The sequence below is a fragment of the Streptomyces sp. JLBT605 genome (assembly GCF_058215555.1).
In genome coordinates this window covers 3,460,515-3,475,495 of sequence record NZ_CM177087.1, presented here as the reverse complement: position 1 = coordinate 3,475,495, position 14,981 = coordinate 3,460,515, and the positions used below count along the sequence as shown (strand labels likewise).

Below are 14,981 nucleotides of genomic sequence, written 5' to 3'. Positions count from 1 at the left end.
AGGTGCACTCACAGCGGTGCGGGGCCCTGGCCCTTGAGGTTCTCCAGGTCGGAGGGGCGTACCTGGATGGCCAGCAGCGCGATCAGCGCGCTGATCACCGCGAAGGTCGCGGCCGTGACGAAGGCGGCGTTCACCCCCGAGACCATCACCTGGTCCGCCCAGTGCCCCGGGAGCTGCCCGGTGCGCCGGAACTCCAGCCGCTCGCGCGGGGTCGCCTCCGCCAGGAACCGCGGCACCAGGTCCTCGGCCTTGTTGCGGGAGGCCGTGGAGAAGGCCGTCACCAGGATGGAGAGCCCCAGCGATCCGCCGACCTGCTGCGTGGCGTTGAGCAGGCCGGACGCCGCGCCCGCCTCGTGCGGGGCGACGCCGGAGACCGCCATCAGGGTCAGCGAGACGAACTGCAGGCCCATGCCGAGGGCGAAGAGCAGGATCGGGCCGAGGATGCTGCCGAGGTAGGTGCTGTCGGCCTCGATCAGGGTGAGCCAGGTCAGGCCGGAGGCGGAGCAGATCGCGCCGACCACCATGAACGGCTTGGGCCCGAACCGGGGAAGCAGCTGCGAGGCGAATCCCGCGGCCACCGCGATCACCACGCTCACCGGCAGGAAGGCCAGACCGGCCTGGATCGGGCTGAAGTCCAGCACGTTCTGCACGAAGAGGGTGAGGAAGAAGAACATGCCGAAGATCGCCGCGGCCAGGCTCAGCATGATGCCGTAGGTGCCCGCGCGGTTGCGGTCGGCGAACATCTTCAGCGGCGTGATGGGCTGGGTGGACCGCCGCTCGACGGCGATGAAGGTGGCCAGCAGCACGATCGCCGCACCGAAGGCGGCAAGCGTCCACCCGTCCCGCCAGCCGTCCTGCGCGGCCCGGATGAAGCCGTAGACCAGCGAGGCCATGCCGAGCGTCGAGGTGAGCGCGCCGAGAAGGTCGAAGTGGCCGGCGTGGCGCTCGGACTCCCTGATGACCCGGGGCGTGGCGAAGGCGATGAGCAGGCCGATGGGCACGTTGACGAAGAAGATCCAGCGCCAGTCGAGCCATTCGACGAGGATCCCGCCGAGCAGCAGCCCGATCGCGCCGCCGCCGGCCGAGACCGCGGCGAACACGCCGAAGGCCCGGTTGCGTTCCGGGCCTTCGGTGAAGGTCGTGGTGATCAGCGCCAGCGAGGTGGGGGAGGCGATCGCGCCGCCGACCCCCTGGAGCGCGCGGGCGGCCAGCAGCTGCCCGGAGGTCTGCGCCAGACCTCCGAGCAGCGACGCCAGCACGAACAGCAGCACGCCGCCGATGAACACCCGGCGGCGGCCGAGGATGTCACCGGTCCGGCCGCCGAGCAACAGCAGTCCGCCGAAGGTGAGGGTGTAGGCGTTGACCACCCACGACAGGCTGGTGGTGGAGAACTCCAGCGCGCTCTGGATGTGCGGCAGCGCGATGTTCACGATGGTGATGTCCAGGACCACCATCAGCTGGCAGCTGGCGATGACGGCCAGTGCGACGCCCTTGCCGCCCTGTGACCGGTCCTCCGCGGTGGCTGTCCCGGTGTCCGGTGCCGGGCGGGAAGTCGCCATGGTGTGCCCCCGGGTATGAGCGTCGGGCGGACCGAGGCGTTCGCCCATTCGACGGTAATCCGGGGTCCGGAGGCCGACCAGTCGATCTTCGCGGCCGGTCGGCACCGGTCAGAGCCGGTCAGCACGCGTCAGCGGCAGCCGTCAGCACCGGTCGGCACCCGTCAGCGCCGGTCGGCACCCGTCAGCACCCGTCAGCGCCGGTCGCCACCCGTCAGAGCTGCCGCGGCCCGCGCCAGCCGGTAGGCGGCCAGGTCGCGCACCGAGATCAGCGGCACCAGCCGGCTGGCCGCCAGCTGCCGCAGATCGTCGTACCGGGCCATGCTCCAGTCCGCGTTGACCACCTCGCACATGGTGGTGACCCCGGACAGCCCGGCGAGCCGGGAGAGGTCGACGGCGGCCTCGGTGTGCCCGTCCCGCTGGAGCACCCCGCCGGGGGCGGCGCGGACCGGGAAGACATGGCCGGGCCGGCCCAGGTCCTCGGGGGCGGTGGCGGGGTCGGCGAGCGCCTGGATGGTCCGGGACCGCTCCTGCGCGGAAATACCGGTGGTTCCCCCCGCCTTGAGATCGACGGAGACGGTGAAGGCCGTTTCGTGCAGTCCGGTGTTGTCTTCCACCATATGGGGCAGCCGGAGTTCGGCGGCGCGTTCGTCGGGGAGGGCCACACAGATCACACCCGAGGTGTGATCCAGCATCTGCTTCAGTGATTCCTCGTCGGTGTACTCGGCGGCGATCATCAAATCGCCTTCGTTCTCGCGGGATTCCTCGTCGAAGACGATCACGAAACCGCCTTCGGCGAATGCCTCGATCGCCTGCTCCACTGCCATGAGGCGTTCGGTCCCTGCCGCCGTCTGCTCCAACACGGTCACGGTGTGTGTCCCTCCTGCTTTCTCGACTCTTCGCCGGCCCGGCCCTTTTTCAAGGGCGCGGCGGGCCTTGGTGGTCTGCCGGAGACGGAGGGGGAGTGCGTGGTGCGCTGCCGCTCCCCGACCGCCGTGCGGTTTCCGGGGACACGGACACAGCCGTCGTGGGTGAGCGGGCCCGGTTCATCGCGGGACTCGGGCGGCCACCGGCGATCAACCCCTGATGATCGCTGCCGGTGATCGCCGCCGATCCGCACCGGACGGGTCACTGCACGACATCGTGCCGCCGCGTACGTCCTACCATCCGGACTTTGACCGTCGGTCCCGGAATTCCACCGGGTCAACCGGCCGATGGCTTCGGCCGGGTCGCGGACTTTCACCGCCGGTTCGGAGTTTCACCGACCCCGGAGCACGCGCGTTACGTCGCCGAGTATTTTGACACATGCTCATGTATTGACGAAGTGTCAATCGTCACATACCGGCCCGGTCTCCGGTTTCGAAAGCCTCCGGTGGCCTGACCATCCGGTATCCGCTATCCGGACAACGGGAATTGATCGATCACAGGACTTTGCGCCGCACCAGCACGCCCAGCGTCAGCGCCCCCGGCAGCAGCGGCAGCCAGACGGTGATCAGCCGGTAGCCCAGCACCACGGCGGTGGCGGCCGGAGTCGTCGCCCCGGCCCCGACCAGCGCGATGACCAGCGCCGCCTCCACCGATCCGATGCCGCCCGGCGTCGGCACCAGGGCGGCGGCCGCACAGGCCGCCAGATAGGCGACCGCCACATGTGCCGCCGGGACCGGCACGTCCAGCGCGGACGCGACCGCGACCAGGCCGGCGGCCTGAAGCACCGGAAAGGCCAGCGAGCCGCCCCACAACGCCAGCACCCGGGCCGGTCTGCGGTGCACCGAGCGGGCCTCGCTCACCACCGTCACCAGGAACTCCCGGATCACCTTCCGCAGCGCGCGGACCGCGAAGACCAGCAGCAGCGCCACCACGCCCGCCACCGCCGCCGCGGTCGACAGCCCCACCTCCTCGGGCAGCAGGTCGCCCAGCGGCAGCGCGTCCGGGAAGGCCGCGAGCATCACCGCGGTCAGCGCCACCCGCGCCACCACCTCGACCGCCAGATAGAGCGCGAGCGCGGCGCCGGCCCGCGCCAGCGGAATGCCGCACACCGTCATGAAGCGCAGGTTGACCGCACCGGCGCCGAGGCCGGAGGGGAGCAGATGATTGGCCGCGCCCGCCGCGAACTGGGCCGCCAGCAGCCGCCCCGGCGGCAGCGGATCGACCACCGCGCCCTGCCGGGCACAGGCCGCGGCCACCCAGGACAGCGCCGTCGTCCCCACCGCCACCAGCAGCAGCGGCGGGTCCGCGTCCAGCAGCCGGCCCGCCCCGTCCGCGACCAGGTGCCGGTTCCACACCACCCAGCCGGCCACCGCGACGACCGGGACCAGACACAGCAGGGTGCGCGGCGACAGCCGCCGCGCCCCTGGCGCGCCCGGAACCGGCTGCTCCGCGGCGGACGGCACCGGCTGCTCGGGCAGCCCAGCCGCCGCCCCCGGCCCGGGTGTCGCCACCAGCCCGGGCGTCTTCACCAGTTGCGGCATCTGAAGCTTCTCAACGGCCATGGCATACAGGTTTCCTCCACCGGCTACAAAACGGCATCCGGCGCGCCACACCAGGCGTACGCCCTGATGTCAGATCTCAGCTCTCGGATCTCAGCCCTCGGATCTCAGCTCTCGCTCGGGTCGTAGCTGTTGGCCACCTCGAACGGGTCCGGCTCCAGGCCCGCCGTCGGCCAGCGCTGTTCGCGCCGCCAGCGGTCGCTCTCCACGGTGAGCGCGTCCCAGAGCATGTTGAGCGGATGCGCCCGGTCGTAGCCGTGCCGCTCGCCGCGGCGGACGAAGGCGCCGAGCAGCACCTCGAGCCGCGGCCCGGTGTCGTTGACCAGCTCCACCGCGCGCAGCCCCCGCCCGTAGGAGACCCGGGGATCCCCGGCCGCGTCCGCGACGCCCTTGGTGACCAGCATGCAGCCCTGGAGCAGGCCCGAGCGCAGCAGCTCGAAGCCGTAGTTGACGGTGTCGATCTCGGCGGCGATGTGCAGCCGGTTGCGGTAGTCCGCGCCGAACCAGGTGTGCAGCACGCCCGCCATCAGCCCGCTGGCGGACGCCACCAGCGGCAGACCGCGCAGCTCGCTGCTCCCCACCGTCGGGCCGGGCAGCCGGTCCTCGGGCAGATTGGTCAGCAGCGAGACACCGCTGCGGCGCCACTCCATGACCTCGACGTCGTTCAGCTCGTCGCCTCCGCTGCCGGGCCTGGCCACCACGCTCCCGCACACCAGGTCGACCTCCTTGGCGCGCAGCTTGGCCAGCACGTCCCGGGTCCGCACGTGGCCGACCTTCAGCTCGATGGAGCGCCGCCGGAAGTCCTCGCTCACCCGCTCCCCCGCGCCGGCCAGATACGCCAGCGTGAAGCGGGTGGTGCCGACCATCAGCGTCGTGCCCAGCCGGCGCCGCGACTCGTGCACCCCGTCCAGCCAGCTGCCCAGGGTGGAGCGCGCCAGCTCCACCAGCGCCTGACCGGTCGCGGTGAACAGCACGTCCTTGCCGCGGCCCTGCTTGATCACCAGTGGTTCGCCGCACAGCTCGCGGAAGTTGCGGTTCATGGTGTCGAGCTGCTTCTGCACGCTGGACTGCTCGCGGCCCAGCGTCCGCGCCGCGCCCAGCGCGGTGCCGGTCTCATGGACCATGATCAGCGTGCGGAGCTGGTCCATGGTGGTGTCCAGCAGGGCCAGGGGGCTCTGCAACAGCCTGCTGCGCCCGCCTCCCGCCGGCGTTCCGAGCGGGCCGGATGTCGGCATGGCAGGCTCTCGCTTTCCAACTCTGCTGGCGTGGCGCGGCGTTGCGAGCCATCGAGTCTACGAGAAGGGGGAGGACTTCCGGCCCCCCGGCCCGGAAGTCCTCCCTGTCCGCGTCGGACGTCCCTTCACATGGGCGCCCGGCGCCCGGCGCCCGGCGCCCCCACGCGCCAGACGCCGGGTGTCAGGTGCCCGCCCGCGTCAGACGCCGATGTCGCATCCGTCCTGCCGCCACACGCTGACGACCGACGGCCGCACGATCTTGCCCGGGCCGTCCGGCCAGGTCGACGCCGGCTTCTCGACGCTGGCGCCGTCCACCTCGCCCGGGTGCTGCACCGCGACCAGCACCCGCCGGTCCTGCACGATCGGGCCGCAGGTCTCGGCACCCGTCGGCACCGTGAGGAACTGCTTGACCTCACCGCGGCGCCGCCCGGCCGTCGCCACCCCGAACAGGCCGTCGTGGCTGCCGAGCTGGTTGCCGTCGGTGGAGATCCACAGGTTGCCGTGCGGGTCGAAGGTGACGTTGTCCGGGCAGGAGATGGGGCTGACGCTCTCCTTCGGGAACCCCGCGAAGTAGGTGTTCGGGTCGTTCGGGTCGCCGGCGACCAGGAAGAGCCGCCAGGCGAAGCGGTCCGCGGACGCGTCGTTCCAGCGCTCGGCCAGCTCCAGGATCTGGCCGTGCTTGTTGGCGTTGCGCGGGTTGGCCTCGTCGGCCGCCGCCTTGCCCGCCGCGCCGCGGTCCTTGTTGTTGGTCAGCGCCACGTAGACCCGGCCGGTGCGCGGGCTGGGCTCGATGTCCTCGGGGCGGTCCATCTTCGTCGCGCCGACCTTGTCGGCGGCGATCCGGGTGAAGACGTACACCTCCTCGGCGGTCATGCCCTCCACGTACGAGGTGTCGCCGCTGGCCAGCGGGATCCACTCGCCGCTGCCGTCGAACTCGCCGTCGTTCGGCAGCTTGCCGGTGCCGTCGATCTCGGTGGTCGGGCTGTCACCGGTGAGCTTGGCGACGTACAGCGTGCCCTCGTCGAGCAGCGTCATGTTGTGCTCGCGGGCGGCCCGGCCGGTGCCGCGCATCATCCGCTTGCTGGAGACGAACTTGTAGAAGTACTCGAAGCGCGAGTCGTCGCCGGAGTAGACCACCGGGCGCCCGTCCTCGGTCAGCCGCGGCTGCGCGCCCTCGTGCTTGAACCGGCCGAGGTGGGTGCGCTTGCGGGGCGTGGAGTCCGGGTCGTACGGGTCGAGCTCGACGACCCAGCCGAAGCGGTGCGGCTCCTGCGGCTCCTGGGAGACGTCGAAGCGCTTGTCGAACCGCTCCCACTTGCGCTCGCTGGCGCCGCCCTTGATGTCGTAGCGCTTCAGCCGCGCCGCGTGGGTGGGGTCGGTGACCTTGTCGGCGTTGCCGAAGTACTGGTCGACGTTCTCCTCACCGTGCAGCGTGGTGCCCCACGGCGTCGTACCGCCGGAGCAGTTGTTGAGCGTGCCCAGCACCTTGGTGCCGGTCGGGTCGGCGGAGGTGCGCAGCAGCTCGCTGCCGGCCGCCGGGCCGGTGAGCTTGAAGGGGGTGGTGGCGGTGACGCGGCGGTTGAGGTGGTGGCGGGTGACGGCGGTCAGCTTGCCGGTCTCGTCCTCCTCCTGCACCACGACGACGGAGAGGCCGTGCGCGGCCCAGGCGATCTCGACCTGCTCGCGGGTGGGGTTCTGCGGGTCGTAGCCGCGGAACATCAGGATCTCGTCGGTGTACTCGTGGTTGGCCACGAGCACCTGGCGGCCCGGCTCGCGGCGGAGCGGGAGCAGGGAGAGGAAGTCGTTGTTGTAACCGAACTGCCCGGCCTGCGCCTTCGCCGACTGGTTCTCCGGGTCGAAGGCGGGCGCACCGCGCAGGATCGGTTCACCCCAGCTGAGGACCACGTTCTGGCCGTAGCCCTCGGGGACGACGACGGCGTCCGTGGTGTTCGGCGCGACCGGGTCGAACCGCAGGCCCCGCGCCGCCCGGCGGGCGCGCGCGGCCTCGCCCTCCAGCGACGCCGGTACGGCGGCCTCCGCCTGTGGGGACTGGCCCACCACGGCCGCGCCGGCCGCCACGCCGACGGTCACCACGGCGCCGGCGCGCAGCATGGTGCGGCGCGACAGCGCGCTGGCTATGACATCGCCGACGTACTCGTTGTCGCTGGTGTTCGGCGCCTCGTGGAAGCAGGCGTTGCCACAGCGGAAGCGGCAGGTCATGGCGGACCGCCCGCCCGAGTGCGAGCCGATCAGCGGCAGGAACTTGCGCACGATTTCCCCTCGAAGTGAGCTGTACCGGCGCAACCCGCGCCGACGTGACCGCGCCGACATGACGTCGGAATCCGTCCGCGGGCGAAGCTATGGGCGTAGAGCCGCAGGGCGTCGACGATCACATGAACCCGAAGTGAACGGCGGGCAACCGGAATTGGCGTGCGGCGGTGCGGTGCGGTCTGATGCGGCCTGGCGCCGCGTCCCCGGCCGCACCTTGGGGTGCCCGGCGGACCGCTAGCCTTTGCGCACCACGGGACTGGCGTCGCCGTGCATCGCTCCGCACTCCATACATGAGAGGTTCTCCCATGGGCATACGGGATCTGCTGCGCAATGTTTTCGGCCGCTCCCGGGCAAAGCGGGACGAAACCGCCGCCCAGGAGGCGGCAGTTGTCCCGGACCAGCGGGAGGAGCCCACCACCTCGGAGACGGGGACGGAGCCGGAGACCGCGGCGCCGGCCGCGGCGACGGAGAGCGCGGCAAGCGCGACGGCCGCGCCGGAGGTGACGACTTCGGCTGACGCGATGGAGCCGGTGGCCGAGGCGGCCGATACGAGTGAACCGGTGGCGGCATCGGTGGTCGCGGCGGAGCCGGAGGCGGCGACGGCCGGCGCCCCGGACCCGGTGGCCGCCCCCGAGCCGCCGGTCACCACCGCCGATCCGGCAGACCCGCCCCTGGACGACCCCGCGCTGACCGAGCCGCTCAAGACGCTCGACGAGCTGCTGATGTCCCCGGCGGAGCCGGAACCCGCTGCCGCGGTGGAGCCCGAGCCGGCGCCGGAGCCCGCTACCGAGGAGGCCCCGGCCCCCGCGGTGGAGCCGGAGCCGACGCCCGTCGCGGAGGCCGGGCCCGAGCCGGAGGCCGAGGCAGTCACCGCGCCCGAGCCCGAGCCCGATCCGCAGGCAGTGACCGAGCCGGAGCCCGAGGCCGAGGCAACCCCCGAGCCGGAGCCGGAGCCCGAGCCGGAGCCCGGAGCCGAGGCAGCCCCCGCGCCGGAGGCCGAGCGCGCAGCCGCCGAGACCGAGGTCGGGGCCGTGTCGCTGGCGAAGGTGGAGGCCGAGGCGCCGGCGCTGGTCAGCCTCTTCAAGGCCGCCGCCGTCGCGCTGGACAAGCAGGGTCTCGCCGGGGAGCGGGCCGCCGTCTACCTGGTGCTGGACCGCTCCGGGTCGATGCGCCGCTACTACAAGGACGGCACCGTCCAGCACCTCGCCGAGCAGGCCCTGGCCCTCTCCGCGAACCTGGACGACGACGGTTCCGTGCCGGTCGTCTTCTTCTCGACCGACATCGACGGCACCGCCGAGATCGAGCTGGCCCACCACAGCGGCCGTGTCGAGGAACTCCACGCCTCGCTCGGCCACATGGGCCGCACCAACTACCACCGGGCGATCGAGGCCGTGGTCGAGCACTACGAGAAGTCCGGTGCCACCGCCCCCGCCTTCGTCATCTTCCAGACCGACGGCGCGCCGACCTCCAAGCCCGCCGCCGAGAAGGCGCTGTGCGAGGCGGCCAAGCTGCCGATCTTCTGGCAGTTCATCGGCTTCGGCGACCCGGACGGCAAGGGCTTCGACTTCCTGCGCAAGCTGGACGAGCTGGCCGTACCGGAGAAGCGCGTGATCGACAACGCGGGCTTCTTCCACGCCGGCCTGGAGCCGCGCGAGGTGACCGACGACGATCTCTTCCGGCAGCTGATGGCCGAGTACCCGCAGTGGCTGCGCGAGGCCCGCGCCACGGGCCTGGTCAGCGGCGAGTGATCACCGTCGGCTGATCACCGTCGCCGTGAGCGGAGGCCGTCCGTCCGGGGGAAAATCCCGGGCCGACGGCCTCAGGCGCTCCAGTACGATACTGGCACCTTCCGTACCACATGCCGTTACCCACAGCACCTACCTGGGAGCAGCCTCCAATGGCTCGACACCTCATCACCAGCGCCCTTCCCTACATCAACGGGATCAAGCACCTGGGCAACATGGTGGGGTCCATGCTCCCGGCCGACGTCTACTCCCGCTATCTGCGCCAGCGCGGGCATGACGTGCTCTACATCTGTGCGACCGACGAGCACGGGACCCCGGCCGAGCTGGCCGCCAAGGAGGCCGGGCTGGCGGTCGACGTCTTCTGCGCCCAGCAGCACGACGCCCAGAAGGCGGTCTACGACGGCTTCGGGCTGTCCTTCGACTACTTCGGCCGCAGCTCCTCCGCGCAGAACGTGGAGATCACCCAGACCATCGCGCGCGAGCTGAAGGCCAACGGGTTCATCGAGGAGCGGTCGATCCGCCAGGTGTACTCCAACGCCGACGGCCGCTTCCTGCCGGACCGCTACATCGAGGGCACCTGCCCGCACTGCGGCTACGACAAGGCGCGCGGCGACCAGTGCGAGAACTGCACCCGGGTGCTGGACCCGACCGATCTGATCGAGCCCCGCTCGGCGATCAGCGGCTCCAGCGACCTGGAGGTGCGGGAGACCAAGCACCTCTTCCTGCTCCAGTCCAAGCTCGCCGACGAGGTCGAGGAGTGGGTCGACCGCCACGGCCGCGACTGGCCGACGCTCGCCTCCTCCATCGCCCGCAAGTGGCTCAACGAGGGCCTCCAGGACCGGGCGATCACCCGCGACCTGGACTGGGGCGTGCCGGTGCCGGCCGACACCTGGCCGGAGCTGGCGGCCGAGGGCAAGGTCTTCTACGTCTGGTTCGACGCCCCGATCGAGTACCTCGGCGCGACCAAGGAGTGGTCGGACCAGGACCCGGAGAACCGCGACTGGAAGTCGTGGTGGTACGACGCCGAGGAGCGCGTCCGCTACACCGAGTTCATGGCGAAGGACAACGTCCCCTTCCACACCGTGATGTTCCCGGCCACCCTGCTGGGCACCCGGGACAAGTGGAAGAAGGTCGACTACGTCAAGGCGTTCAACTGGCTGACGTACTACGGCGGCAAGTTCTCCACCTCGCAGAAGCGCGGTGTCTTCACCGACGCGGCGCTGGAGGTGCTGCCGGCCGACTACTGGCGCTACTTCCTCATCGCCAACGCCCCGGAGTCCGACGACACCTCCTTCACCTGGGAGCACTTCACCGCGACCGTCAACAAGGACCTCGCCGACACCCTGGGCAACTTCGTCAACCGCGTGCTGTCCTTCTCGCGCAAGCGGTTCGGTGACGAGGTCCCGGCCGGCAAGGAGGCCGGGGAGGCGGAGGCGCGGCTCGGCGAGGAGATCGCGCGGCTGCTGGCGGAGTACGAGGAGCACATGGACGCGCTCCAGTTCCGCAAGGCGGCCGCCGCGCTGCGCGCGCTGTGGAGCGCGGGCAACTCCTACCTGGAGGAGAAGGCCCCCTGGCTGGAGATCAAGACGGACCAGGACGGCGCCGCGCTCACCCTGCGCACCGCGATGAACCTCATCCACCTCTATGCCGTGGTGTCCGAGCCCTTCATCCCGGCGTCCGCGGCCGCCATGCGCTCCGCCTTCGCGCTCGCCGACGACACCGCGGCCTGGGTGACCGCCGACGAGGCCAAGGCGCTCTCCGCGGTCCCGGCCGGCACGGCCTTCACCGTTCCCCCGGTGCTCTTCGCCAAGATCACCGAGGACGACCTGGCCTCCTACCGCGAGCGCTTCGGCGGCTCCGAGACCACCCCGGCGGCGTAACTTTCCTTACCGGAAGGGGCCAGGTTCCGGCGTCCAGGCGCCGCAACCTGGCCCTTTTCCGATCAACTTCCCCGCAGGGCCGGGCCGGCGGCCGTTGAGCCGTCGGCAATGGATCGTTTAACCCCCTCGATGAGCCTGTGTATCCGCGAACCATAGGGAAATCGAGGAACGCACGTGCCGGACAGACGCGTCACAGTGACGGTTCACGGCCCCGATCCGCTGTCCCGGGCGGGCGTCATCCGCCATCTGCGGAGGGAATCCAGTGTCGAGCTGATCGAGCGGCCGCAGCCGTTCAGCGAGGAGCCCCGCGGCGCGGTGGCCGTGATGCTGGCCGAGCGACTGGACGACCGGGCCGGGGCGGAGCTGCGGCGGCTGGTGCGCGGCGGGAAGCAGTCCGTGGTGCTGGTGGCGGGCGAGCTCCGGGAGGCGGAGCTGATGGTGGTGATGGAGTACGGGGTGCGGGCCGTGCTCTGGCAGCACCGTACGACGCCACGGCGGCTGCTGCGGGCGGTGCACCGGGCCGCGCGCACTCGGGGGGCGGCGCCGTGCGGGGTGGACCGGCGGCTCAGCGAGCGGTCGGTGCCCTGGCCGGGGCCCCGCTGACGCCGCGCCGGCACCGCGCTCACCCCGCTCACCCCGCTCAGCGGGAGAGGTAGAGCTGGTCGCCCATCACGATGACCGGGTGCTTCGCCGGGTCCAGGGCACGCAGCAGCCGCCTCATATGGGATGCGCTGAGGGTGACGCAGCCGTGGGTGGGGCCGCCGTGGTCCACGTGGATCCAGATGCCGCCGCCCCGCCCGGCGCCCAGCGGCCGGGTCAGATCGAGCGGGGACGTGCCCGGCGCGCGGTTGTAGTCGATGGCGATGACGTAGTCGAACGCGCCGGCCAGCTGCTCGCCCTCGAAGCCGATCCCGGTGGCGGTGAAGCCCCGCGAATGGTCGTAGGGCAGCCTGGTGCCGGGGTCGCGCAGCAGGCCGCCCGCGTCGGTGAGACCGAAGACGCCCCGGGGGGAGCGCAGGTCACCGAGGTGGTGGTCGTCGGTCCAGCCGCGCAGGGCGTTGTGCGCGGGCCAGGCCGGACCGGCGCGCCAGCCCCGCGGGGTGCGCTCGTGGAGCACCGCGGTGGCGCGCGAGGACTTCGGGCCGTCGCCGGTCACCAGCAGCACCTGGCGGGCGTCGTCGGGCACCCGCACGGCCATCCGCCGGCCGAGCCCCGGCAGCCGTCCCGGGAGCCCGGCCGGGACGGTGAGACCGGAGGTCGTACGGTCGGGCGGTCCGGCGGGCGGGCCGGCCGCCTTCCCGTCCTCCGTCGCGGCGTCTGTCCCGTCGTCCGCCCCGGCGTCTTCCCGGTCGCCCTGTCCCGCGGCTTTCCCGTCGTCGATGCCGGTCAGGCCGGGCGGGCTGTCGGCGCTCGGCCCGCCCGTCCCCGTCCGGCTCCCCGGGCCGCCGGTGTTCTCGGCGGGGCCCCCGTACCCGGCCAGGATGCCCGCCAGGGCCAGCACGGCGGCGGCCGCGGCCATGCGGGTCAGGGAGGGGCGAGCGGGCATCGGTCGGTCCTTCCGGATGGGATGCCAGGAGATATCACGAGATGTCTGGTCTCCAGCGTCCCAGCTCGGACGAGCCTCGTGTGACACCGCACCGCGCCGCCGGCCGCCGCCCCTGCCCGCCCACTGCCCGCCCGCCGCTGGCCGGGGACGACACACCGGGCCCGGCCGGCCGGTTGCCGCGTCGCGAGATCCGCCGGATCGGGGTAATGGACGTCGGCGTATGTCGTACGACCGGGGCCCGGGCGACAGCCCGAGCGACGGCCCAGGCAACAGCCCGAGCAAGGCCCGGCAACACGGAAAGGGGCCCGGGATCTTCACCGATCCCGGGCCCCTTCGCGTACGGATGTCGACCGCGGTGCGGTTACCGCGCGGCGTCCGGGTGGACGGCCTCGGCGATCGGGCGGTCGCCGGTGACCTTCTTCTCGACCGGCTTGCGCAGGGCGATGTTCAGCTCGCGCAGACGGGCCTCCTCCAGCTCCGTCGGCGCGCCCATCATCAGGTCCTGGGCGTTGCCGTTGAGCGGGAAGGCGATGGTCTCGCGGATGTTCGGCTCGTCGGCCAGCAGCATCACGATGCGGTCCACGCCCGGGGCGATGCCGCCGTGCGGCGGGGCGCCGTACTGGAAGGCGCGCAGCATGCCCGCGAACTCGGTCTCGACGGTCTCGCGGCTGTAGCCGGCGATCTCGAAGGCCTTGAACATGATCTCGGGCTCGTGGTTCCGGATGGCGCCGGAGGACAGCTCGATGCCGTTGCAGACGATGTCGTACTGCCAGCCGAGGATGTCCAGCGGGTCCTGGGTCTGGAGCGCCTCCAGGCCGCCCTGCGGCATCGAGAAGGGGTTGTGCGAGAAGTCGATCTTGCCGGTCTCCTCGTCCTTCTCGTACATCGGGAAGTCGACGATCCAGGCGAACCGGAAGGCGTTCTCCTCGAACCGGCCGGCGCGCTTGGCGGCCTCGACGCGGACCGGGCCCATGATCTTGGAGACCTCGTCGAACTCGCCGGCGCCGAAGAAGACGGCGTGGCCGGCGGCCAGGCCCAGGCGTTCGGTGAGGACCTTGACGTTCTCCTCGGTGAGGAACTTGGCGATCGGGCCGGTGAGGGCGCCCTCCTCGCCGACGCGGACCCAGGCCAGCCCCTTCGCGCCCAGCGACACGGCGAACTCGCCGAGGCCGTCGAAGAACTTGCGCGGCTGGTCACCGGTGTCCGGCACGGCCAGGGCCCGCACGTGCTTGCCCGCGAACGCCTTGAACTCGGACTTCTCGAAGACGTCCGTGATGTCGACGAGCTCCAGGTCGGTGCGCAGGTCCGGCTTGTCGTTGCCGTACTTCAGCATCGCCTCGCGGAACGGGATGCGCGGGAACGGCGAGGTGACGTGGCGGCCGCCGCCGAACTCCTCGAACAGCTCGGTCAGCAGCCTCTCGACCGGCTGGAAGACGTCCTCCTGCTCGACGAAGGACATCTCGATGTCGAGCTGGTAGAACTCGCCCGGCGAACGGTCGGCGCGGGCGTCCTCGTCACGGAAGCAGGGCGCGATCTGGAAGTAGCGGTCGAAGCCGGAGATCATCAGCAGCTGCTTGAACTGCTGCGGGGCCTGCGGCAGCGCGTAGAACTTGCCCGGGTTCAGGCGGGAGGGCACCACGAAGTCGCGCGCGCCCTCGGGGGAGGTCGCGGTCAGGATCGGGGTGGCCATCTCGTTGAAGCCGAGGGCGACCATCTTGGAGCGGATCGAGGCGATGACCGCGGTGCGCAGCATGATGTTGCGGTGCATGCGCTCGCGGCGCAGGTCGAGGAAGCGGTACTCCAGGCGGCGCTCCTCGTTGACACCGTCGTCCGTGTTGATCGTGAACGGCAGCGGGGCGGCCGCGCCGAGCACCTCGACGCCCGAGACCTCGACCTCGACCTCGCCGGTCGGCAGCTCGGCGTTGATGTTCTCCGCGCCGCGGGAGACGACCCGGCCGTCGACGCGGACCACGGACTCCTTGGTCTGCTTGTCCAGCGCCTCGTACGCCGGGGTGCCCGGACGCGCCACCAGCTGCGTGATGCCGTAGTGGTCGCGGAGATCGATGAAGAGGATGCCGCCCAGGTCACGACGATTGTGCAGCCAGCCGGAGAGCCGGACGTCGGTGTCGACGTCAGCCGCACGGAGCTCGCCGCAGGTGTGGGACCGGTACCGATGCATCGTTCATCCAAGTCGTCGTCTGATGGGAGGGCGGTCGGCGCTGGTGACAAGCGAGAGTCGCGAGGTACACGCTTGAGGCCACC

Annotated in this window: 10 protein-coding genes and 1 riboswitch; of the genes, 3 read left to right on the top strand and 7 right to left on the bottom strand. The window is 71.6% G+C overall.

Annotated features, from left to right (window positions below):
• Positions 1-8: 8 nt before the first annotated feature.
• The 5 genes from AC4BDD_RS15035 to AC4BDD_RS15015 all read right to left on the bottom strand — a co-directional run bounded on the left by AC4BDD_RS15035 (position 9) and on the right by AC4BDD_RS15015 (position 7,548).
• Positions 9-1,559 (bottom strand): MFS transporter, encoded by a 1,551-nt coding sequence (locus AC4BDD_RS15035; protein WP_490691510.1) that lies wholly within the window; start codon positions 1,557-1,559, stop codon positions 9-11.
• 191 nt (positions 1,560-1,750) lie between these two features.
• Entirely contained in the window at positions 1,751-2,383 is a 633-nt protein-coding gene (gene ribB, locus AC4BDD_RS15030) for a 3,4-dihydroxy-2-butanone-4-phosphate synthase (RefSeq protein WP_490691509.1), read from the bottom strand.
• Between the two features lie 324 nt (positions 2,384-2,707).
• A riboswitch (FMN riboswitch) is annotated at positions 2,708-2,836 on the bottom strand.
• A 141-nt stretch (positions 2,837-2,977) separates the two neighbouring features.
• Positions 2,978-4,045 carry a lysylphosphatidylglycerol synthase transmembrane domain-containing protein gene (locus AC4BDD_RS15025; RefSeq protein ID WP_490691508.1) on the bottom strand — a complete coding sequence of 356 codons (1,068 nt, stop codon included), beginning with the start codon at positions 4,043-4,045 and terminating at the stop codon, positions 2,978-2,980.
• A gap of 104 nt (positions 4,046-4,149) precedes the next feature.
• Entirely contained in the window at positions 4,150-5,190 is a 1,041-nt protein-coding gene (locus AC4BDD_RS15020) for a LysR family transcriptional regulator (RefSeq protein ID WP_490691785.1), read from the bottom strand.
• Positions 5,191-5,475: 285 nt separating this feature from the next.
• Positions 5,476-7,548 carry a PhoX family protein gene (locus tag AC4BDD_RS15015; protein ID WP_490691507.1) on the bottom strand — a complete coding sequence of 691 codons (2,073 nt, stop codon included), beginning with the start codon at positions 7,546-7,548 and terminating at the stop codon, positions 5,476-5,478.
• A gap of 305 nt (positions 7,549-7,853) precedes the next feature.
• Here AC4BDD_RS15015 and AC4BDD_RS15010 point away from each other — a divergent pair, with 305 nt between their 5' ends.
• The 3 genes from AC4BDD_RS15010 to AC4BDD_RS15000 all read left to right on the top strand — a co-directional run bounded on the left by AC4BDD_RS15010 (position 7,854) and on the right by AC4BDD_RS15000 (position 11,776).
• Entirely contained in the window at positions 7,854-9,296 is a 1,443-nt protein-coding gene (locus AC4BDD_RS15010) for a vWA domain-containing protein (RefSeq protein WP_490691506.1), read from the top strand.
• A 149-nt stretch (positions 9,297-9,445) separates the two neighbouring features.
• A complete protein-coding gene (metG, locus tag AC4BDD_RS15005) occupies positions 9,446-11,173 on the top strand; it encodes a methionine--tRNA ligase (protein ID WP_490691505.1) in 1,728 nt (575 codons plus the stop codon).
• Between the two features lie 174 nt (positions 11,174-11,347).
• Complete coding sequence (locus tag AC4BDD_RS15000; protein WP_490691504.1) at positions 11,348-11,776, top strand: DNA-binding response regulator; 429 nt, start codon at positions 11,348-11,350, stop codon at positions 11,774-11,776.
• Between the two features lie 37 nt (positions 11,777-11,813).
• Here AC4BDD_RS15000 and AC4BDD_RS14995 read toward each other — a convergent pair whose 3' ends face one another.
• A complete protein-coding gene (locus AC4BDD_RS14995) occupies positions 11,814-12,719 on the bottom strand; it encodes a L,D-transpeptidase family protein (RefSeq protein WP_490691503.1) in 906 nt (301 codons plus the stop codon).
• A 361-nt stretch (positions 12,720-13,080) separates the two neighbouring features.
• Positions 13,081-14,898: an aspartate--tRNA ligase gene (gene aspS / locus AC4BDD_RS14990; RefSeq protein ID WP_490691502.1), complete on the bottom strand. Its 1,818-nt coding sequence runs from the start codon at positions 14,896-14,898 to the stop codon at positions 13,081-13,083.
• Positions 14,899-14,981 lie beyond the last annotated feature (83 nt).

Bases quoted from the DNA above. Each gene is read 5' to 3' on its own strand.
- AC4BDD_RS15035 (WP_490691510.1), bottom strand. From the start codon at position 1,559: ATGGCGACTTCCCGCCCGGCACCGGACACCGGGACAGCCACCGCGGAG.
- ribB (WP_490691509.1), bottom strand. From the start codon at position 2,383: ATGGCAGTGGAGCAGGCGATCGAGGCATTCGCCGAAGGCGGTTTCGTG.
- AC4BDD_RS15025 (WP_490691508.1), bottom strand. From the start codon at position 4,045: ATGGCCGTTGAGAAGCTTCAGATGCCGCAACTGGTGAAGACGCCCGGG.
- AC4BDD_RS15020 (WP_490691785.1), bottom strand. From the start codon at position 5,190: ATGGACCAGCTCCGCACGCTGATCATGGTCCATGAGACCGGCACCGCG.
- AC4BDD_RS15010 (WP_490691506.1), top strand. From the start codon at position 7,854: ATGGGCATACGGGATCTGCTGCGCAATGTTTTCGGCCGCTCCCGGGCA.
- metG (WP_490691505.1), top strand. From the start codon at position 9,446: ATGGCTCGACACCTCATCACCAGCGCCCTTCCCTACATCAACGGGATC.
- AC4BDD_RS14995 (WP_490691503.1), bottom strand. From the start codon at position 12,719: ATGCCCGCTCGCCCCTCCCTGACCCGCATGGCCGCGGCCGCCGCCGTG.
- aspS (WP_490691502.1), bottom strand. From the start codon at position 14,898: ATGCATCGGTACCGGTCCCACACCTGCGGCGAGCTCCGTGCGGCTGAC.